The sequence below is a fragment of the Kitasatospora sp. NPDC058478 genome (assembly GCF_042720345.1).
Classification (GTDB): domain Bacteria; phylum Actinomycetota; class Actinomycetes; order Streptomycetales; family Streptomycetaceae; genus Kitasatospora.
This window is the reverse complement of the sequence record NZ_JBHXML010000055.1, coordinates 1-19,705: the sequence shown is the minus strand read 5'-3', so window position 1 is coordinate 19,705 and position 19,705 is coordinate 1. Positions and strand designations below refer to the sequence as shown.

Sequence of the window (19,705 nt, the reverse complement as noted above, 5' to 3'; positions counted from 1 at the left end):
CGGTACCGTGCGGCACCCGGGAGCTCCCGGGTGCCGCATGCGCCGTTCCCGGACTCAGCCGCCCAGCTCAGCCGCGCAGTTCGGCGAGCCAGGCCTCGACCTCGGTGGAGGTGCGGGGGAGGCCGGCCGACAGGTTCTCGTTGCCGTCCTCGGTGACCAGGATGTCGTCCTCGATCCGGACGCCGATGCCGCGGTACTCCTCGGGCACGGTCAGGTCGTTCTGCTGGAAGTAGATGCCCGGCTCGACGGTGAGCACCATGCCCGGCTTCAGCGGGCCGTCGACGTGCTCCTCGGTGCGCGAGTGGGCGCAGTCGTGGACGTCGAGGCCGAGCATGTGGCCGGTGCCGGCCAGGGTGAAGCGGCGGTGCAGGCCCAGCTCGTACACCTTGTCGGCGGTGAGGTCGCCGAACAGGCCCCAGGAGGTGAGGTGTTCGGCGAGCTCGCGCTGGGCGGCGTGGTGGAAGTCGCGGAAGTCGGCGCCGGGCTTCACCGCGGCGATGCCGGCCTCCTGCGCCGCGTACACCGCGTCGTAGACCTTGCGTTGCAGGTCGGTGAAGCGGCCGCTGACCGGGAGGGTGCGGGTGACGTCGGCGGTGTACAGGCGGTTGGTCTCCACGCCGGCGTCGAGCAGCAGGAGGTCGCCGGGCTTGGCGTGGCCGTTGTTGCGCACCCAGTGCAGGGTGGTGGCGTGCGGGCCGGCCGCGGCGATGCTGCCGTAGCCGATGTCGTTGCCCTCGATCCGGGCCCGGACGAAGAAGGTGCCCTCGATCAGCCGCTCGGGGGTCTCGGTGTCGGTGCCGAGGATGCGCACCACGTCCTCGAAGCCGCGGGCGGTGGCCTCGCAGGCGAAGCGCAGCTCGGCGATCTCGAACTCGTCCTTGACCAGGCGCTGGCCGGACAGGAAGACCTCGAACTCCGCGTCCCGCTCGGCGACGGCCCGGCCCTGGAGGGACTGCTCCACGCCCGCGTCGTGGCGGCGCAGCACGCGCACCGGGCCGGTGGCGGCGCCCAGGTCCGCGCGGACGGTGCGGACGTCCCGGCAGGGCAGGCCGAGCAGCTGCTCGCTCTCGGCCAGGCTGTTGCGGCGGCCGTCCCACAGCTCGCCGTGGTTGTCCAGCCAGAACTCGCCGTTGTCGGTCCGGGAGCGGTCGCGCAGGTAGAGCACGGCCCGGTGGCCGGTGTCGCCGGTCGGCTCCAGGACCAGCACGGCGTCCTGGGACTGGTCGCCGGTCAGGTAGACGTAGTCGGAGGACGGGCGGAACGGGTAGTCGGTGTCGTTGGCCCGCACCTTCGGGTTGCCGGACGGGACCACCAGGCGCTCGCCGGGGAAGGCCGCGGACAGCTCGGCGCGGCGGCGGGCGGTGTGCGCGGCCTGCGGGATCGGCTTCAGGGAGAGGCGCTCGGTGTCGGCCCAGCCCTGCTTCATGTTCTCGGCGAGCTCGTCCGTGACGCCGCGGGTGAGGCCGTTCTTGCGGTACTTGATGGTCTCGGCGGGTTCGGTCACAGCAGACTCTCCAGGTGAGGGTGGTGGATGCGAGGTGCTTCGCTACGCTGACCTGCCCGGTACGTAACAAGCGTTATGTACGGTATATCGAGCAGAGTTCGAAGAGAAGGGGTTGACCCGGTCGGCCTGGCCTTCCACCTGCGCAACGACAACGCCACCCCGGCGGCCTGGATCAAGTACGGCACCCCGACCGGACCCCGCTGGTCGGCAGCCGAGGATCTCAGACAGTGCCGAAGTCGCCGGACTTGACGCCGGTGATGAAGGACCGCCAGGCGTCGGCGCCGAAGGCGAGTCGAGGGCCCTCGGGGTCCTTGCTGTCGCGGACGGGGAGGATGCCGGGGAGCCCGGGTGCGACCTCGATGCATTGGCCGCCGCCGTTGCTGTACGAGGACTTCAGCCAGGAGGTGGGCTTGACCGTCGCGATGGGGAACATGGCGTGGAACTCCTTGAGACGGGTGCGGATGAGGGCCAACGAGTTTTCGCATGAGAGGGCTTGGGCCTGGAGCCAATGGTAAGTCTCTACGAGGGAGCGGATCTTGTCCTCGTCCTCGCGCTCGACGTAGCCCCGTTGGATGGTTTCGAGGTAGGCCATCCACTTCTTGTCCGTGCTGGTCAGCAGGGTGAACGGCATGGTCGCCGGGAGGGCTTCGCCAAGAGTGGACGGCGCGATCTGCAGCATGACGTGCGGAAGGCCGGCCACGCTCTCAAGTCGGCGAAGCTGCTCGGCCATGACGAAGGGGCCGCCAACGGTTCGCAGGCAGCTCTCGTCCAGGACGATGTGGATGGAGGGAGACGGTTCGCGGTACAGCAAGGCCTGCCGCGCCATGCGGACATTCAGGCGTTCGATGGCTTTGTCCTCGGGGATCTCACCTCGTTGGGCTGCGGCGTTGATGAGCGCCGATGCGTAGCCCCGCGTCTGGAGCAGTCCCGGGATGACGTTCAGCTCGAAGATCTTGAAGGCGGTGGCCTTGGCTTCGTGCTCGGTGTAGGAGACGAATCCACCGATCAGAGTGCTGTTCTTCGCGCTCCAGTACAGGAGCTCAAGCGCCTCGCAGGTGTCGAGTTCCTTGTCGCATCGCCGGACGAGGTTCAGCGGTGCGGGACGGTCTCCGTTCTCGATCATGGAGATGAGCGAATCGCTGTAGTTGGTCCGCCGCCCGAGCTCGATCTGAGTGAGCCCTCTCGCCTTGCGGAAGCGCCGGAGCTGAACGCCGATGGCTGCGTTCGGAGATGCGGTCGGGTCTACTTCCCGCTGAGGCATGGCAACCACCCATTTCCACAGTGCTCGCTGTCAAAGTGAAGCTCTTCCGATGCTAGCCGCGATTGGCCACTCTTGGTGAGGAGTTGGCAACAGAGAGGAGTTATTCCGTGGATATGACGAACGTTCAATCCGGCGAAAGCATCGTCCTGCGGCGGAACTTTCCGCCCTGTCGGTGCCCGCAGTGCGGCGATTCCGTTCCCGAGGCGCGGATGGGCAGTGGCGCCATCGTCCCGGCGGCGCCGCCCGTGCGACGGGTGGCGCCGCCGTCCGAGCCCTACCGGCCGACCGGGCTGGCCTTCCTCCGGCCCGTCGGAGGTGGCGTGGAGTGGGACACCGAAGCGCGTTGGATCACGAACAGCGAAGAGTGCGATGCCCCATGAGCAGCATGATCGACAAGGTCACGGTCGAGGACCGTCGCGGCGCGGCCGACATCCTCGACGACCTCCAGGCCGTCCTGCACGCCGCCGAGGTCGAACTGCCCTCCCTCGGCATCGACTGGCGCTCGGCCAAAGCCACCGGAGTCATCCTGATCGACCTCGGGGCCGCCCGGCCGGACGTCATCGAGCGGCTGGTCGTCGTCCTCCGCAGGGGAATGCGACCGTAATCGCCTCCGGTGCCATCACCATCGGGAGTTTCGCGCTCGCGGGTGTGGTTTTCCTCGCGATTCCTGGGTGTGTTCCCACCGCGGCGAGTGCATTGGTGTTCGTCCTTATCCTCTTCGCCTCCTCGACGGGTGGATTCGCGCTCGCCGCAGGGCGGATGAGGGTGCAGACGTGACGGCGCGGGCTTCGAGGGGTCTCGAAGCCCGCGCCGAGGTTCCGGTGTCAGGCGCCGTTGAGGGCGTAGGTGCGGAAGGTGGCCAGCAGGGGGAGGACTTCGGTCTGGCTCGGGTCCTCGGTCACGGCGCGCATGGAGTCGATCACCGCGTGGGCGATGGCCTTGGTCACCGCCAGGTCGTCCCGGGGTGCGAGGGTGCCCCAGGTCTTCAGTGTCTGGGTGAGCAGGGCGCTCATCCGGGCGCCGATGTTGGAGCTCACCGCGTCGGAGAGTTCGGCGAGCTCCTCGTCGCTCATGGTGGACCGCAGGCCGAAGGCCAGGGCCATCAGGGTGTCCATCGCGTGCTCGCCGTACGCGGCGACCAGCGCCGGGAGCGACCGCTCGTCCGCACCGCCCGCGGCGAGGGCGGACAGCGCCTCGTCGTCGTCCTTCCACGCAGCCTCCAGGGCGGCCAGGGCCCGAAGAGACTCGTCTACCGTCATCCCGTCTGTCATAGGAGGAACGGTATTGAGCCCGTAGCGTCCGAACCCAGGGTTCGGGCGCCGGAATCACACCTTCGAGCGAAGCCGGGCCTATTCGGGCCGGTGGGAGTGCGCGAAGTGCTCCGCGTTCCAGGTGCCGCCCAGCTGGGGGGAGAGCGAGGCGAGGGCGAGGGCGGCGAAGTCCTCGGCGGCTGCGGCGCGTTCCGGCAGGGCGCCGAGCAGCGGGGCGCCGGCCGAGCGCGGCAGGTCGGCGAGGTTGCAGCGCTCGGCGAGCCCGGGGGCGGTGGGCCAGGAGCCGACGAGCACGCCCGTGAGCGGCAGCCGGCGGGCGGCCAGGGCCTCCGCCGAGAGCGCGACGATGTTCAGCGTGCCCAGCCCGGCGGAGGCGACGAGCAGGACCTCGGCCGGCAGCCCGGCGTCCAGGACGGCCCGCGCCTGGTCGGCCAGGGTGCGGCCCTCGTCGTCGTAGCGGACGAGCAGCCCGCCCGCGCCCTCGACCAGCACCAGGTCGTGCCCGGCGGCCAGTTCGGCGACGGCGTCGGCCACCTCGGCGGGGGAGAGGAAGGGCATCCCGGCCCGCCGGGCGGCGGTGTCGGGCGCCAGCGGCTCCGGGTAGCGGACGAGCTCACGGATCGTCAGGTCACCGGCCAGGCGCCGGACTTCATCGGCGTCGCCGGGTTCGCCGGGGGCGATCCCGGTCTGCCCGGGCTTGAGCACCGCGACCCGCAGGCCGGCCTGCAGCGCGGCCGAGGCGACCGCTGCCGTGGCGACGGTCTTGCCGACCTCGGTGTTGGTGCCCGTCATGAACAGGATCCGCGCGCTCATCCGGCCACCGCCGCAGCGGTCACGGCGTCGGCGATGCGTGCCACGTCCTCGTCCTCCGTCACGTAGGGGGGCATGGTGTAGATCAGGTCCCGGAAGGGGCGCAGCCAGACGCCGGCCCGGGCGGCCGCCTCGGTGGCCGCCGGGACGTTCACCGGGTGGTCCAACTGGACGACGCCGATGGCGCCCTGGACCCGGACGTCCCGGACGCCCGGGAGGCCGGCGGCGGCCGCGAGCCCGTCGGCCAGTCCGGCCTCGATGCGCTTGACCCCGACCGCCCAGTCCTGGCCCAGCAGCAGCTCCAGCGAGGCGTTGGCGGCCGCGCAGGCCAGCGGGTTGCCCATGAAGGTCGGCCCGTGCGCGAGCACCGGCATCTCGCCGCGGCTGATGCCGTCGGCGATCTCGCGGGTGCACAGCGCGGCGGCGAGGGTCAGGTAGCCGCCGGTGAGCGCCTTGCCCAGGCACATCACGTCCGGCGAGACGCCCGCGTGGTCGGCGGCGAACAGTGCGCCGCTGCGGCCGAATCCGGTGGCGATCTCGTCGAAGACGAGCAGCACCCCGTACCGGTCGCAGAGTTCGCGCAGCATCCGCAGGTAGGCGGGGGAGTGGAACTGCATCCCGCCGGCGCCCTGCACCACCGGTTCGACGATGACGGCGGCCAGCTCGTCGGCGTGCCGGGCCATCAGCTCCTCGAACTCGGCCGCGTACCCGGCGTCGAGCGGGGCGTCGAACCCGGCCGGCGGCTGCGGGGCGAACAGCTGCCCGGGCAGCACCCCGCCCCACAGGTGGTGCATGCCGCCGTCCGGATCGCAGACGGACATCGGGTGGAAGGTGTCGCCGTGGTACCCGCCGCGCCAGGTCAGCAGCCGGCGCTTGGCCGGGCGGCCGGTGGACTGCCAGTACTGGAGGCACATCTTCAGCGCGACCTCGACGGCCACCGAGCCCGAGTCGGCGAGGAAGACGTGCTGCAGCGGCTCGGGCGTGATCTCGACCAGCGTCGCCGCCAGCCGGACGGCGGGCTCGTGGGTGAGCCCGCCGAACATGACGTGGCTCATCCGCCCCAGCTGCTCGCGCACGGCCTCGTCCAGCACCGGGTGCCGGTATCCGTGGATGGCCGCCCACCAGGACGACATCCCGTCGACGAGCTCGCGCTGCCCGCCCGCGACGGGCTCGGCGAGGCGCAGCCGGACTCCCGAGGCGGATTCGACCACGTACGGGGTGGCGGTGCCGGGCATCGGCCCGTACGGGTGCCAGACGTGGGCGCGGTCGAGGGTGAGCAGCGTGTCCGCGGACAGCTGGGGCATGATGCGTCAGTCTCCAGAACTATCAGGCATTGGGCGCGAGTTCGGTGCCGGCGCCGCGCAGCCGGACCTTGACGAGGTCGCTGCGCAGCTCCCCGTCCGAGGCGTCCGAGGCGTCCGAGGCGGCGTCGGCGTCGGCGTCGACCGCGACGGGGGCGTCGGCCGGCGCGTGCGCGTGCCCGCCGCACGGGCCGCAGCCGCCGCCGCTGCCGCAGGCCGAGGCCGCGGTGCCGCAGGAGGAGGCCGCCGCGACGTCCGCGCGGTGGCGGGGCAGGGTGGCCTCGCCGGCGCCCTCGACCTCGAAGCCGGCGTCCTTGATCATGTCGAGGTCGGTCTGCCCGGCCTGGCCCTCGCTGGTCAGGTAGTCGCCGAGGAAGATCGAGTTGGCGACGTGCAGGCCGAGCGGCTGCATCGAGCGCAGGTGCACCTCGCGGCCGCCGGCGATCCGCACCTCGGTGTCCGGGTTGACGAAGCGGACCATCGCCAGGATGCGCAGGCAGCGCTGCGGGCTGAGGTTCCACTCCTTGGCGAGCGGGGTGCCCTCGAACGGGATCAGGAAGTTGACCGGGACGGAGTCCGAGCCCAGCTCGCGCAGCGCGAACACCACGTCGACCAGGTCCTCGTCGCTCTCGCCCATGCCGGCGATCAGGCCGGAGCAGGCGGACAGGCCCGCGCCGTGCGCCTTCTGCACGGTGTCCACCCGGTCCGCGTAGGTGTGGGTGGTGGTGATGTCGCCGTAGGTCTTCTCGGAGGTGTTGAGGTTGTGGTTGTAGGCGTCGGCGCCGGCCGCCTTCAGCCGCTCCGCCTGGTTGTCGGAGAGCAGGCCGAGGCAGACGCAGATCTCGACCTCGGGGTCGGCGTCCTTGATGGCGGCCATGGTGTCGGTGACCCGGTCGATGTCGCGGTCCGTGGGGCCGCGGCCGCTGGCGACCAGGCACACGCGCTTGGCGCCGCCGGCCACCCCGGCGCGGGCCGCGTCGGCGGCCTGGTCGGGCTTGAGCCAGGTGTACTTGAGGATCTCGGCCTTGGAGCCCAGCCGCTGCGAGCAGTAGTTGCAGTCCTCCGGGCAGAGCCCGCTCTTGAGGTTCACCAGGTAGTTGAGCTTCACGCGCCGGCCGAACCACCTCCGGCGGACCTTGCCGGCCGCGGCGACGACGTCCAGCAGCTCGTCGTCGGTGGTGGCGAGGACGGCCAGCGCCTCCTCGCGGGTCGGGACTTCGCCGCGCAGGCCCTTGGCGGTGAGGGTATCGAGCAGATCCATGGGGCCGATCCTGCCTGGTGGCGCTCGAATGGCGCCAGAGGGAACCCGCCAGAAGATCGGCGGAAGGATGTGCCACTTGCCACAGTGTCGAAGCTCACGGTGTCGTCGCTGGTCACGAGCTTGACGCCGGTGCGAATCGGAGGTTACCGGCCGGTAGGGTGCGGTCGCGGCGAAGGGCCGGGGAGACCGGCGCAGGGCGGTCGCCGGTGCGCGTGCCGGACGGTCGCGGGCGCCGGCACGCGGCGGTGACCGGCAACCCCCCACCCCGTGATCCACGCCACCCGACGGTTGCTTAGAATCTGCGCCATGACCACGCAGGGGGAGCGCACCCCGACTCCGGGAGAGGGCCAGAACGGCCAGGCAGTGCGGCGGACCGGCGGGGCCCCCGCCGGCGCGGGCACGGACCTGATCGGCAGTCGGGTCGGCGGCAGGGGCAGGCGGCTGACGGCCCGCCGGGCCGTGGGCTGGGTCGTCGTGGTGGGAGTGGTGGCCGCCGGCGGATGGATCATCACCCGCCCGATGCCCGGCGACTACATACCCGGGCTCGGCCCGTCCAGCAAGGACGCGGCCAGGACGCCGCCGGTGGTGGGGACCCCGCCGCCGCGCACCGACCCCGAGGGCCTCAATGCCGACAGCCTCTTCCCCGCCCAGCGGCCGGTCGAGGCCGCCGGGTACAAGGCCCGGCGTGGCGCCATCCGGCAGGGCGGCAACTGCACCGAGGTGCTGCAGGACCGCACCCAGGAACTGCTCAAGGACACCGGCTGCCAGGCCTACCTGACCGTCAGCTTCACCGGCCAGGACCGCCCGGTGCTCAGCAGTGTCACCGTCCTGCGCTTCGGCGACCAGGCCGCCGCCACCCGGGCCGCCGACACCCTGCGCGGCAAGCCCGGCGCGCTCGCCTTCATCCTTCCGGACACCAACGCCGCCCCCGCGCCGTCCTCCGGCGGGCCCAAGTCGGCCGAGCCGCGGGTCGAGGCGGTCGGGCACTACGTGACGGTGGCGAGCTCCCGGCTCAGCGACGCCCGCACGCCCGGCCCCGGCACCCAGTCCACCCCGGCCTCGACGCCGTCGGGCCCGGCGCTCACCACCGAGCAGACCCTGGAGGAGGCGACCCGCGCGCTCTCCTACGCGGCGGGCGCGCCGTTCGTCTGGATGTGACGCCGCGCCGACCCCCCGCTCCGGGGGGCCGGCGACTCCGCAAGCGGGGGTTGACGATCCGTCAGCCGCCCAGCCGGTCCACCGCGGTGACCCGCAGCACCGCCCGGCCCTCCTCGTCCGAGCCGTACAGGTCGACCTCGGCGCTGATGCCCCAGTCGTGGTCGCCCTCCGGGTCGTCGAAGATCTGCCGGACCTTCCAGGCGGAGTCCTCCTCCTCGATGATCAGCATCTTGGGGCCGCGCGCGTTCGGGCCGGTGCCGAGGTCGTCGTACTCCTCCCAGTACCCGTCCATGGCGTCCGCCCAGCGGTCCGCGTCCCAGCCGTACGAGCCGTCCAGCTCGGCGAGCTCCGCGTAGTGCTCCAGCGCGCACAGCTCGACCCGGCGGAACAGCTCGTTGCGCACCAGCACCCGGAACGCCCGCGCGTTCGCCGTCACCGGCGCCGGCTTGTCGTCCAGCGTCACCTCGGGGGCCTGCGGGTCCGTCGGGTTGGCCAGCTGCTCCCACTCGTCCAGCAGGCTGGAGTCGACCTGGCGGACCAGTTCGCCGAGCCAGGCGATGACGTCCTTCAGGTCGTCGGTCTTCACGTCCTCGGGGACGGTCTGCTCCAGCGCCTTGAACGCGCCCGCCAGGTAGCGCAGCACGATGCCCTCGGTGCGCGCCAGCTCGTAGAAGCCGACGTAGTCCGAGAAGGTCATCGCCCGCTCGTACAGGTCGCGGACCACCGACTTCGGCCGCAGCTCGTGGTCGCCGATCCACGGGTGCGCCCGGCGGTACACCTCGTACGCGTGGGTGAGCAGCTCCTCCAGCGGCTTCGGGTAGGTGATCTCCTGGAGCCGCTCCATCCGCTCCTCGTACTCGATCCCGTCGCGCTTCATCTCGCCGATGGCCTCGCCGCGCGCCTTGTTCTGCTGCGCGGCGAGGATCTGGCGCGGGTCGTCGAGGGTCGCCTCGACCACCGAGATCACGTCCATCGCGTACGAGGGCGAGGTCGGGTCGAGGAGCTCGAAGGAGGCCAGGGCGAAGGTGGAGAGCGGCTGGTTGAGCGCGAAGTTCTCCTGGAGGTCGAGCGTCAGGCGCACGATCCGGCCCTCGGCGTCCGGCTCCGGCAGCCGCTCGACCACGCCGCCCTGCAGCAGGGAGCGGTAGATCGCGATCGCGGTGCGGATGTGCCGGCGCTGCGCCGCGCGGTCCTCGTGGTTGTCGGTGAGGAGCTTGCGCATCGCCTCGAAGGCGTTGCCGGGGCGGCCGATCACCGACAGCAGCATCGCGTGGCTCACCTTGAACCGGGAGACCAGCGGCTCCGGGTCGGCGCCGATCAGCTTGTCGAAGGTCTCCTCGGTCCAGCCGACGAAGCCCTCCGGCGCCTTCTTGCGCACCACCTTGCGCTTCTTCTTCGGGTCGTCCCCGGCCTTGGCGATCGCCTTGTCGTTCTCGATCACGTGCTCGGGCGCCTGCGCCACCACCTGTCCGACGGTGTCGAACCCGGCCCGGCCCGCGCGCCCGGCGATCTGGTGGAACTCCCGGGCGCGCAGGATCCGCACCCGCTGCCCGTCGTACTTCGACAGGGCGGTGAACAGCACCGTGCGGATCGGCACGTTGACGCCGACACCGAGCGTGTCCGTCCCGCAGATCACCTTCAACAGGCCCGCCTGGGCGAGGCGTTCGACCAGCCGGCGGTACTTCGGCAGCATGCCCGCGTGGTGCACGCCGATGCCGTGGCGCACGAAACGGGACAGGTTGCGGCCGAACTTGGTGGTGAAGCGGAAACCGCCGATCAGGTCGGCGATGGCGTCCTTCTCCGCCTTCGAGCACATGTTGATGCTCATCAGCGACTGCGCCCGGTCCACCGCCTCCTTCTGCGTGAAGTGCACCACGTAGACCGGCGCCTGGCCGGTCTGCAGCAGCTCCTCCAGGGTGTCGTGCATCGTGGTGCGGCGGTACTCGTAGAACAGCGGCACCGGGCGGGTCGTGTTGCGCACCACCGTCGTCGGGCGGCCCGTCCGGCGGGTCAGGTCCTCCTCGAAGCGGCGCACGTCGCCGAGCGTCGCCGACATCAGCAGGAACTGCGCCTGCGGCAGCTCCAGCAGCGGGATCTGCCAGGCCCAGCCGCGGTCCGGCTCCGCGTAGAAGTGGAACTCGTCCATGACCACCTGGCCGACGTCCGCCCGGAGGCCGTCGCGCAGCGCGATCTGCGCCAGCACCTCGGCCGTGCAGCAGATGATCGGCGCGGTCGGGTTCACGCTCGCGTCGCCGGTCATCATGCCGACCTGCTCGGTGCCGAACATCTTGACCAGGTCGAAGAACTTCTCCGACACCAGCGCCTTGATCGGCGCCGTGTAGAACGTCCGCTTCCCCTCCGCCAGCGCCGCGAAGTGCGCCCCGGCCGCCACCAGGCTCTTGCCCGACCCGGTCGGCGTCGCCAGGATCACGTTGTTCCCCGACACCAGCTCGATCAGCGCCTCCTCCTGCGCCGGGTACAGCGTGATCCCGCGCTCCTCCGCCCACGCGGCGAAGGTCTCGTACAGCGCATCGGGCGTGGCGGGCTTCGGCATCAGATCAAGGAGGGTCACCCGGCTATCTTGCCTGCTCGCCGCCACCCCCGGCAAAGCCCGCTCTCCGCCGGCACCCGCCCCGGGACTGTCCGGATCGCTGCACCGGCGGCCGCGAAGCTGTGCGCGGCCGCACATTGATCGCGGCGGCGGGGCCGTGCCAGAGTGCCGGGCATGGTCCAACCGCTCGCGTCCGGAACGCACACCACCGACCTGGCCCCGGCGGCCGTCTTCGACTGGCTCGACGAGGCCGCCGAGCTGCGGGCCGAGGCCGGGCTGACCCGCCGGCTGCGCAGCCGCACGGCACAGGACCCGGTGCTCGACCTGGCCGGGAACGACTACCTGGGGCTGACCAGGCACCCGGCGGTGACGCAGGCGGCGGCCGAGGCGGCGCTGCGCTGGGGCGGAGGATCGACCGGGTCGCGGCTGGTGACCGGGACGACCGCGCTGCACACCGAACTGGAGGAGGAGCTCGCCGCGTTCTGCGGGGTCGAGGCGGCGCTGGTGTTCTCCTCCGGGTACACCGCCAACCTGGCCGCGCTGACCGCGCTCACCGACCCGGACACGCTGATCGTGTCGGACGCCTACAACCACGCCTCGCTGATCGACGGCTGCCGGCTCGCCCGCGCCGACGTCCACCGGGCCCCGCACAGCGACCCGCAGGCCGTCCGGGAGGCGCTGGAGCGCCGGACGCAGCGGCGGGCGCTGGTGGTCAGCGACTCGGTGTTCTCGGTGGACGGCGACGCCGCCCCGCTGGCCGGGCTGTCCGCCGCCGCCCGGGCGCACGGCGCAGCGCTGCTGGTCGACGACGCGCACGGGCTGGGCGTCCTCGGCCCCGGCGGCGCCGGGGCGCTCGCGGCGGCCGGGCTCGCCGGGCAGCCGGACACCGTCGCCACCGTCACGCTCTCCAAGTCGCTCGGTTCGCAGGGCGGCGCCGTGCTCGGGCCGCGCCGGGTGATCCGCCACCTCACCGAGACCGCCCGCACCTTCATCTTCGACACCGGCCTCGCCCCGGCCGCCGTCGCCGCCGCCCTCGCCGCGCTGCGCCTGCTGCGCGCCGAGCCGCACCGCGCCGATCGCACCCGCGAGGTGGCCCGCGGCCTCGCGGCCCGGCTGACCGCCGCCGGACTCCGGGCCTGCGAGCCGGACGCGGCCGTGGTGTCGGTGCGCGCCCCGGGCGCGGAGGCCGCCGTCGCCTGGGCCGCCGACTGCCGGCGGGCCGGGCTCGCCGTCGGCTGCTTCCGCCCGCCGTCCGTGCCGGACGGGGTGTCCCGGCTGCGGCTGACCGCGCGCGGGGACCTGACGGACGCGCAGCTCGCGGAGGCGGTCCGGATCATCGCCGAGCTGGCGCCGGAGGGCGCCCGGGTCGGCTGACACCTGCCGGGAGGGGCGCACGGCGGCTGCCCGCTTGGCCGCCCGGCTGCCTGCTTGGTCGCCCGCTTGGCCGCCCGTGCAACCGTCCGGCCGTCGGTGGCGTCACCCCAGCGGGGGTGAGCCGATGGGGGTGGCGGTGCGGCGGTGGGGGCCGGTGGCGGCCGGGGTGCTGCTGGTGTGGCTGGCCGGGTGGTTGGTGGGCGGGCCGGTGCGGCAGTTCGGGCAGGCGGCGGGCCTGGTGGGGGTGCCCGGGACGTTCCGGGCGGAGCGGTGTCTGATCCCGGCGTTCGAGGACGGCCCACCCCCTTCGGACTGCCGGGGCGCGTTCCGCCCGGACGGCGGGAGCCCGGCGCACGAGCACGCCCGGATGTGGGCGGGCGCGCCGGTCGGCGAGGACGTCTGGGCGGTGTGCGAGGGCGACGAGTGCCACCTGGTGTCGGACGCCGAGGTGGCGCGGACGGTGATGCTGCTGGCGCTGGCCCTGGCACCGGGGGTGGCGGGCGTGCTGCTGACCGGCGTCGGCCTGCGCGCGCGGCGGGTCGGCCGGGGGCTGCTGCTCTCCGGCGCGGTCGGGGGCGTCCTGCTGTTCACCCTGGTGGTGCTGGGCGGCGTCCTCTGGTTCGTGCTGGCCATGACGGGGGTGTGAAGACACGCCCTACGCTTTCCGGGCCCGGCTGGGCTGCACCCTGGTCGGCTCGCCGGCCGCCTTGGGGTGGTCGGGCGGGTACGGGAGCTCGCCGAGGCCCTCGTCGCGCAGCTGCTTGTCGTACAGCTCCAGCAGGCCGTCCAGCCAGTACGCCCGGCCGTCCATCCCGGCGTTCAGGTCGCCGAGTTCGGCGAAGCGGGCGGGGACGGTGCGCAGGTCGAAGTCCTCGGGGGAGGCGTCGTCGAGCTCCTCCCAGCGCAGCGGGGTCGAGGCGGTGGCGCGCGGGCGGGCGCGCAGGGAGTAGGCGGAGGCGATGGTGCGGTCGCGGGCCATCTGGTTGTAGTCGACGAAGATCCGCTCACCGCGCTCCTCCTTCCACCAGGCGGTGGTGACCTGCCCGGGCATGCGCTGCTCCAGCACCCGGCCGAGGGCGATCACCGCGTGCCGGCCGTCGGTGAAGGTCCACTCGGGCGCCAGCGGGACGTACACGTGCAGGCCGCGCCCGCCGGAGGACTTGGGCCAGCCGCGCAGCCCGTACTCCTCCAGCAGGGCGCGCAGTTCGTGGGCGGCGCGGACGGCGTCGTGGAAGTCGGTGCCGGGCTGCGGGTCGAGGTCGATGCGCAGCTCGTCGACGTGCTCGGTGTCGGAGCGGCGGACCGGCCAGGGGTGGAAGGTGAGGCAGCCGAGGTTGGCGGCCCACAGCACGGCGGCCGGCTCGGTGGGGCAGATCTCGTCGGCGGAGCGGCCGCTGGGGAAGTTGATCCGGGCGGTGGGCAGCCAGTCCGGCAGGCCCTTGGGGGCGCGTTTCTGGTAGAAGAACTCGCCGTCCACGCCGTCCGGGAAGCGCTGCAGGGTGGTGGGCCGGTCGCGCAGTCCGCGCAGCACCCCGTCGGCGACGGCCAGGTAGTACTGCGCGACGTCCAGCTTGGTGAAGCCGCGCTCGGGGTAGTACACCTTGTCCGGGTTCGACAGTCGGACGCTGCGCCCGGCGACATCCAGTTCCACGGCTGAGCCCATGCCCCTCACGCTAAGGGCGCCGTGCCCCGCGCGCGTCTTTTCGTCGCGGGCCTTTTCGTCGCGGGCCTTCTCGTCGCGCGCCTTCCGGCCGTGCGCGCGAGGATCGGAGCCATGGACCTGCCCGTGATGCCGCCGGTGGCGCCGATGCTCGCCAAGTCGGTGGCGAAGATCCCGCCGGGGATGCAGTACGAGGCCAAGTGGGACGGCTTCCGGACGATCGTGTTCCGCGACGGCGACGAGGTGGAGCTCGGCAGCCGCACCGGCAAACCGCTGACCAGGTACTTCCCCGAGCTGGTCGCCGCGCTGCGGCGGGAGCTGCCGCCGCGCTGCGTGCTGGACGGCGAGGTGGTGATCGCCCGGGACGGCCGGCTGCGGTTCGAGGAACTGCTGGAGCGCATCCACCCGGCGGCCAGCCGGGTGCGGCTGCTCGCGGAGCGGACGCCCGCCTCCTTCATCGCCTTCGACCTGCTCGCGCTCGGTGACGCCCCGCTGCTGGACGAGCCGCTGTCGGTGCGCCGCGCGGCCCTGGAGACGGCGCTCGGCGCCGCCCGCGACCCGGTGTTCACCGCCCCCGCCTCCACCGACCGGGACGTGGCGCAGACCTGGTTCGCCGAGTACGAGGGCGCCGGGCTGGACGGCGTGGTGGCCAAGCCGCTGGACCAGCCGTACCGGCCGGGCGAGCGGACCATGTTCAAGATCAAGCACGAGCGCACCGCCGACTGCGTGGTGGCCGGCTACCGCGAGCACAAGAGCGGCCCGGTGGTCGGCTCGTTGCTGCTCGGCATCAACGACGCCGAGGGCCGGCTCCAGCACGTCGGCGTCTGCGCCGCGTTCTCGATGGCCCGCCGCCGCGAACTCGCCGAGGAACTGGCCCCGTTGCGGATGACCGACCTCTCCCGCCACCCGTGGGGCGGCTGGGCCGACGAGGCGGCGCACGCCGAGGGCCGGCTGCCGGGCGCGGTCAGCCGGTGGACCGGCGGCAAGGACCTCTCCTGGGTCGCGCTGCGCCCCGAGCGGGTGGTCGAGGTCGCCTACGACCACATGGAGGGCACCCGCTTCCGGCACACCGCGCAGTTCCGCCGCTGGCGGTCGGACCGCGCGCCGGAGAGCTGCACCTACGCGCAGCTGGAGGAGCCCGTCTCCTACGATCTGGCCCGCGTACTGGGCAGTTGACGGCACGTCGGAGGCCCGGCCCGGTGATCCGGGCCGGGCCTCCGGCGGGTGGGGCTCCGATGGCTCTGGCGCTCAGGCACTCAAGCGTTCAGGCGGTCTGGTGCTCAGGCGTTGACCGTGGTCGGCGCGCCGGAGGCGGGCCCCGGGGCGCCGGGCGAGGCCGGGGACGAGGCCGACCCCGATCCCGAGGGCGAGAGCGAGGGCGACGGTGACGCGGACCCCGAGGACGAGGCCGACGGCGAGGCGGTGTTCACGGGCGGGATCGAGTAGACGTTCTTCGGCGAGGCGATCTGCGTGATCGCCTTCGCGAACAGCGAGGACGGCTCCGAACCCCGGTACGGCACATCGGTGTTGAGCAGCACCACCAGGGTGGCCTGGGACTGCGGCAGGTACACCGCCACGGTCTCGTAACCGGGCAGCGAGCCGTTGTGCCCGATCCACCCGTTGTTGTTGAACAGCCCGAGGCCGTAGCCGACGCCGGGGTCGCCGGTCGGCTGGGTCTTCAACCGCTGGGACTGGGTGTCCTGCTTCAGCAGGGAGCCGGTGGCCAGGGACTTCGTCCAGTTCTGCAGGTCGGTGAGGTTGGAGATGACCGCTCCGGCCGACCAGGCCCAGGACGGGTTCCAGTCGGTGGCGTCCGTGGTCTGGCCGTTGGGAGTCTGGTCGGTGTAGCCGCGGGCGTGCGGGTCGGGGAAGGTCGCGTCGGTCGGGAAGACCGTCCCGTTCAGTCCGGCCTGGCTGAACACCTGGTCCTTGAGGAACTGGTCCACGGGCTCCCCGCCGGCCTTCTCGATGACCTTGCCGAGCAGGATGTAGTTGCTGTTGCTGTACTGGAACTTGCTGCCCGGCGGGAAGTTCGCCGGGTGCTTGTACCCGTAGGCGAGCAGCTGGTCGGGCGTGAACACCCGGTTCGGGTCGCTGATCAGCGCGTTCACGAAGTCCGGGTCGGAGGTGTACGGGAACAGGCCGCTGCGCATCCCGGCGAGCTGGCGGATGGTGATGTTGTCGCCGCCGGGCACGCCGTCCACGTACTTGGAGACCGGGTCGTCCAGGCCCACCTTGCCCTGGTCGACCAGCCGCAGCACGCCGGTCGCCGTGAAGGTCTTGGTCACGCTGCCGATCCGCATGTTCAGGTCGGGCGACATCGGGGTGCCGGACTTGTCGGCCTGGCCGAAGGCCCGTTGGTAGCTGCCGTCGGGGGTGGTGATCCCGACGATCACGCCGGGGGTGGAGGTCTGGTTCAGCACCTGCTTGATCGCGGCGTCCAGCTGTTTGGCGACGTCGGGGGTCAGCGGCACCACCGCGCCGGCCGAGCCGCTCGCCGAGCCGCTCGCGGCGCCCGAGCCGGCGGTGGAGCCCGACGCGGACGGGCTGAGCGCGGCCGGCTCGGCGGTGAGGGCCGCGCCGCCGGCCGACCGGTTCGGCGGCGACCCGCCGGAGCAGGCCGCGGTCGCGAGCAGGCCGGTCAGCACCAGGGCGGCGCAGGCCGCTCGGCGGGTGGAACGGGACGCGGCCGGATGCGGCCGTCGGATCGTGGTCATAGGTCGAGGCGCCTCTCTGCGGCGGACGGCCCCGGAGCGCTGCTCCACGAGGCCGACGGGGGAGCGCCGCCACCGTAAGCACCGCCGGTGCGGCCCCGCGCGTCGGCCGCCGCGGGGCTGACCCGAACGGACCCAGCGGTCAGCCGACTGCCCCAGCCGGCTGGCGCACATCGCCTCCCGTGTTGTCAAGGACCGCTGCCCACTGGGGGATTGGTGTCGCGGAAGCGGGCTCGCGCTCGGCCGAACAGGTGAGCACCGGCATGCCGCACCCGCCCCCGGCCCCAGCTCGGGCACGATCGTTTAGCCCAGCTGTGGCCGCCCTTAAGAATTCCTCGATGGACCGAACCCGCTCTCACCAGGCAGATTGCTGCCTGCCCGGAACGCGTCCGCCAGGAACGGCCACACCGGGGCCACTCGGCCTGCCCACCCGCGAAGGCCGCCCCACTCGCACGTCAGGAGCCGTCGCCCGTGAAGGCACTCGTCAAGCAGAAGGCCGAGCCCGGGCTCTGGCTGGTGGACGTCCCGAAGCCGGAGATCGGCCCCGGCGAGGTGCTGATCAAGGTGCTGCGGACCGGCATCTGCGGCACCGACCTGCACATCCGCAACTGGGACGGCTGGGCCCAGCAGACCATCACGACCCCGCTGGTGCTCGGCCACGAGTTCGTCGGCGAGGTCGCCGAGATCGGCGCCGGCGTCGCGGACATCGCGGTCGGCGACCGGGTCAGCGGCGAGGGCCACCTGGTCTGCGGCAAGTGCCGCAACTGCCAGGCCGGCCGCCGCCACCTGTGCCGCAACACGGTCGGCCTCGGCGTCGGCCGGGACGGCGCCTTCGCCGAGTACGTGGCCCTGCCCGCCTCCAACGTCTGGGTGCACCGGGTGCCGGTCGACCTGGACGTGGCCGCGATCTTCGACCCGTTCGGCAACGCCGTCCACACCGCGCTCTCCTTCCCGCTGGTCGGCGAGGACGTGCTGATCACCGGCGCGGGCCCGATCGGCATCATGGCGGCCGCCGTCGCCAAGCACGCCGGCGCCCGCAACGTGATGATCACCGACGTCTCCCCGTACCGCCTCGATCTGGCCCGGGAGGTCGGCGTCACGCTGGCGCTGAACGTCGCCGAGCACACCATCGAGGAGGGCCAGCAGAAGCTCGGCCTGCGCGAGGGCTTCGACGTCGGCCTGGAGATGTCCGGCCGCCCCGAGGCGATGCAGTCGATGATCGCCAACATGACCCACGGCGGGAAGATCGCCGTGCTCGGCCTGCCCGCCGAGCAGTTCCCGATCGACTGGGCCTCGGTCGTCACCTCGATGATCACCATCAAGGGCATCTACGGCCGCGAGATGTTCGAGACCTGGTACGCGATGTCCGTGCTGCTGGAGGGCGGGCTGGACCTCGCCCCGGTGATCACCGGCCGGTACGCCGCCGACGACTTCGCGGCCGCCTTCGACGAGGCCGCCAGCGGCCGCTGCGGCAAGATCATCCTCGACTGGACCGCCTGAGCCCCCCGTTCGTCCTCGTTAGGAGTCCGCAGTGTTCGACAACGTGCGCGCCGACATCGCCATCACCCTCGACGAGATCCGCGAGGCCGGGCTCTTCAAGCCCGAGCGGGTCATCGGCACCCCGCAGAGCGCCGCGGTCACCGTCACCGGCGGCGGCCGCCCCGGTGAGGTGCTGAACTTCTGCGCCAACAACTACCTCGGCCTGGCCGACCACCCCGAGGTGCTCGCCGCCGCCAAGGACGCGCTGGACCGCTGGGGCTACGGCATGGCCTCGGTGCGCTTCATCTGCGGCACCCAGGACGTCCACAAGGCGCTGGAGGACCGGCTCTCGGCCTTCCTGGGCCAGGAGGACACCATCCTGTACTCCTCCTGCTTCGACGCCAACGGCGGCGTCTTCGAGACCCTGCTCGACGACCGCGACGCCGTCATCTCCGACGCGCTCAACCACGCGAGCATCATCGACGGCATCCGGCTCAGCAAGGCCCGCCGCCACCGCTACGCCAACCGCGACCTGGCCGACCTGGAGCAGCAGCTCAAGGAGACCCAGGACGCCCGCCGCCGCCTGATCGTCACCGACGGCGTGTTCTCGATGGACGGCTACGTCGCCCCGCTGCGCGAGATCTGCGACCTGGCCGACCGCTACGACGCCATGGTCATGGTCGACGACTCGCACGCCGTCGGCTTCGTCGGCCCCGGCGGCCGCGGCACCCCCGAACTGCACGGCGTGATGGACCGCGTGGACATCATCACCGGCACCCTCGGCAAGGCGCTCGGTGGCGCCTCCGGCGGTTACGTCGCCGCCCGCCGGGAGATCGTCGCCCTGCTGCGCCAGCGCTCCCGCCCGTACCTGTTCTCCAACTCGCTCGCCCCGGTGATCGCGGCGGCCTCGCTGAAGGTGCTCGACCTGGTCGAGCAGTCCAACGAGCTGCGCGAGCGGCTGGCGGCCAACACGGCGCTGTTCCGCAGCAGGATGACCGAGGCCGGCTTCGAGATCCTGCCGGGCGACCACCCGATCGCCCCGGTGATGATCGGCGACGCGGCCAAGGCCGGCCGGCTCGCCGAACTGCTGCTGGAGCGCGGCGTGTACGTGATCGGCTTCTCGTTCCCGGTGGTCCCGCACGGCCAGGCCCGGATCCGGGTGCAGCTGTCCGCCGCGCACTCCACCGAGGACGTCGAGCGCGCCGTCGCCGCCTTCGTCGACGCGCGCGCCGCGCTGGGCGAGTAGGCCCTGTCCGGCGACGAGTAAGCCGGCAGCCTCATGAGCTGCCCGCGGGCCGGTCCGCTCGGAACCGGACCGGCCCGCGGGCTCACCATCGTCGTGCGGTGGGGGCGCATCGATC

Annotated in this window: 16 protein-coding genes; 7 read left to right on the top strand and 9 right to left on the bottom strand. The window is 72.5% G+C overall.

What is annotated here, in order from left to right; all coding sequences use genetic code 11:
* Positions 1–67: 67 nt before the first annotated feature.
* Entirely contained in the window at positions 68–1,504 is a 1,437-nt protein-coding gene (locus ACFWPT_RS27745; protein WP_380485050.1) for an aminopeptidase P family protein, read from the bottom strand.
* 220 nt (positions 1,505–1,724) lie between these two features.
* Positions 1,725–2,765: a Scr1 family TA system antitoxin-like transcriptional regulator gene (locus tag ACFWPT_RS27740; RefSeq protein WP_380345191.1), complete on the bottom strand. Its 1,041-nt coding sequence runs from the start codon at positions 2,763–2,765 to the stop codon at positions 1,725–1,727.
* A gap of 376 nt (positions 2,766–3,141) precedes the next feature.
* On the opposite strand from ACFWPT_RS27740, the gene ACFWPT_RS27735 reads away from it, so the two are divergent.
* Positions 3,142–3,369, top strand: a complete 228-nt coding sequence (locus ACFWPT_RS27735) for a hypothetical protein (protein ID WP_380485048.1) — start codon at positions 3,142–3,144, stop codon at positions 3,367–3,369.
* A gap of 220 nt (positions 3,370–3,589) precedes the next feature.
* Here ACFWPT_RS27735 and ACFWPT_RS27730 read toward each other — a convergent pair whose 3' ends face one another.
* The 4 genes from ACFWPT_RS27730 to bioB form a co-directional block, all read right to left on the bottom strand.
* Positions 3,590–4,024, bottom strand: a complete 435-nt coding sequence (locus ACFWPT_RS27730; RefSeq protein WP_380345197.1) for a hypothetical protein — start codon at positions 4,022–4,024, stop codon at positions 3,590–3,592.
* A gap of 90 nt (positions 4,025–4,114) precedes the next feature.
* Complete coding sequence (gene bioD, locus ACFWPT_RS27725; protein ID WP_380485045.1) at positions 4,115–4,849, bottom strand: dethiobiotin synthase; 735 nt, start codon at positions 4,847–4,849, stop codon at positions 4,115–4,117.
* Entirely contained in the window at positions 4,846–6,150 is a 1,305-nt protein-coding gene (locus ACFWPT_RS27720) for an adenosylmethionine--8-amino-7-oxononanoate transaminase (protein WP_380485043.1), read from the bottom strand. Before ACFWPT_RS27720 ends, bioD begins: the two co-directional genes overlap by 4 nt.
* A 22-nt stretch (positions 6,151–6,172) precedes the next feature.
* The gene (bioB, locus tag ACFWPT_RS27715) at positions 6,173–7,408 is read right to left on the bottom strand and encodes a biotin synthase BioB (RefSeq protein WP_380485041.1); all 1,236 of its coding nucleotides are present in this window, start codon (positions 7,406–7,408) and stop codon (positions 6,173–6,175) included.
* A gap of 306 nt (positions 7,409–7,714) precedes the next feature.
* Here bioB and ACFWPT_RS27710 point away from each other — a divergent pair, with 306 nt between their 5' ends.
* Positions 7,715–8,566, top strand: coding sequence for a hypothetical protein (locus ACFWPT_RS27710; RefSeq protein WP_380485039.1), 852 nt, complete (start codon positions 7,715–7,717; stop codon positions 8,564–8,566).
* Between the two features lie 61 nt (positions 8,567–8,627).
* Here the strand turns inward: ACFWPT_RS27710 and ACFWPT_RS27705 are convergent, their stop codons facing one another.
* Positions 8,628–11,120: a DEAD/DEAH box helicase gene (locus ACFWPT_RS27705; protein WP_380345222.1), complete on the bottom strand. Its 2,493-nt coding sequence runs from the start codon at positions 11,118–11,120 to the stop codon at positions 8,628–8,630.
* A gap of 171 nt (positions 11,121–11,291) precedes the next feature.
* On the opposite strand from ACFWPT_RS27705, the gene ACFWPT_RS27700 reads away from it, so the two are divergent.
* Both ACFWPT_RS27700 and ACFWPT_RS27695 read left to right on the top strand, forming a co-directional pair.
* Positions 11,292–12,491: an 8-amino-7-oxononanoate synthase gene (locus ACFWPT_RS27700; RefSeq protein WP_380485037.1), complete on the top strand. Its 1,200-nt coding sequence runs from the start codon at positions 11,292–11,294 to the stop codon at positions 12,489–12,491.
* 124 nt (positions 12,492–12,615) lie between these two features.
* Positions 12,616–13,137, top strand: coding sequence for a hypothetical protein (locus tag ACFWPT_RS27695; RefSeq protein ID WP_380485035.1), 522 nt, complete (start codon positions 12,616–12,618; stop codon positions 13,135–13,137).
* A 9-nt stretch (positions 13,138–13,146) separates the two neighbouring features.
* Here ACFWPT_RS27695 and ligD read toward each other — a convergent pair whose 3' ends face one another.
* Positions 13,147–14,154, bottom strand: coding sequence for a non-homologous end-joining DNA ligase (ligD, locus tag ACFWPT_RS27690; RefSeq protein ID WP_380485033.1), 1,008 nt, complete (start codon positions 14,152–14,154; stop codon positions 13,147–13,149).
* A 111-nt stretch (positions 14,155–14,265) separates the two neighbouring features.
* Between ligD and ACFWPT_RS27685 the strand changes: the two genes are divergently transcribed.
* Positions 14,266–15,327 (top strand): ATP-dependent DNA ligase, encoded by a 1,062-nt coding sequence (locus tag ACFWPT_RS27685; protein WP_063346239.1) that lies wholly within the window; start codon positions 14,266–14,268, stop codon positions 15,325–15,327.
* Positions 15,328–15,431: 104 nt separating this feature from the next.
* On the opposite strand, the gene ACFWPT_RS27680 is transcribed toward ACFWPT_RS27685, so the two are convergent.
* Positions 15,432–16,868 (bottom strand): serine hydrolase domain-containing protein, encoded by a 1,437-nt coding sequence (locus tag ACFWPT_RS27680; protein ID WP_380485030.1) that lies wholly within the window; start codon positions 16,866–16,868, stop codon positions 15,432–15,434.
* A 468-nt stretch (positions 16,869–17,336) separates the two neighbouring features.
* Here ACFWPT_RS27680 and tdh point away from each other — a divergent pair, with 468 nt between their 5' ends.
* Both tdh and ACFWPT_RS27670 read left to right on the top strand, forming a co-directional pair.
* Positions 17,337–18,365: an L-threonine 3-dehydrogenase gene (gene tdh / locus ACFWPT_RS27675; RefSeq protein WP_380345217.1), complete on the top strand. Its 1,029-nt coding sequence runs from the start codon at positions 17,337–17,339 to the stop codon at positions 18,363–18,365.
* A gap of 31 nt (positions 18,366–18,396) precedes the next feature.
* Positions 18,397–19,590, top strand: coding sequence for a glycine C-acetyltransferase (locus tag ACFWPT_RS27670; protein ID WP_063346236.1), 1,194 nt, complete (start codon positions 18,397–18,399; stop codon positions 19,588–19,590).
* The last annotated feature ends 115 nt before the right edge of the window (positions 19,591–19,705 follow it).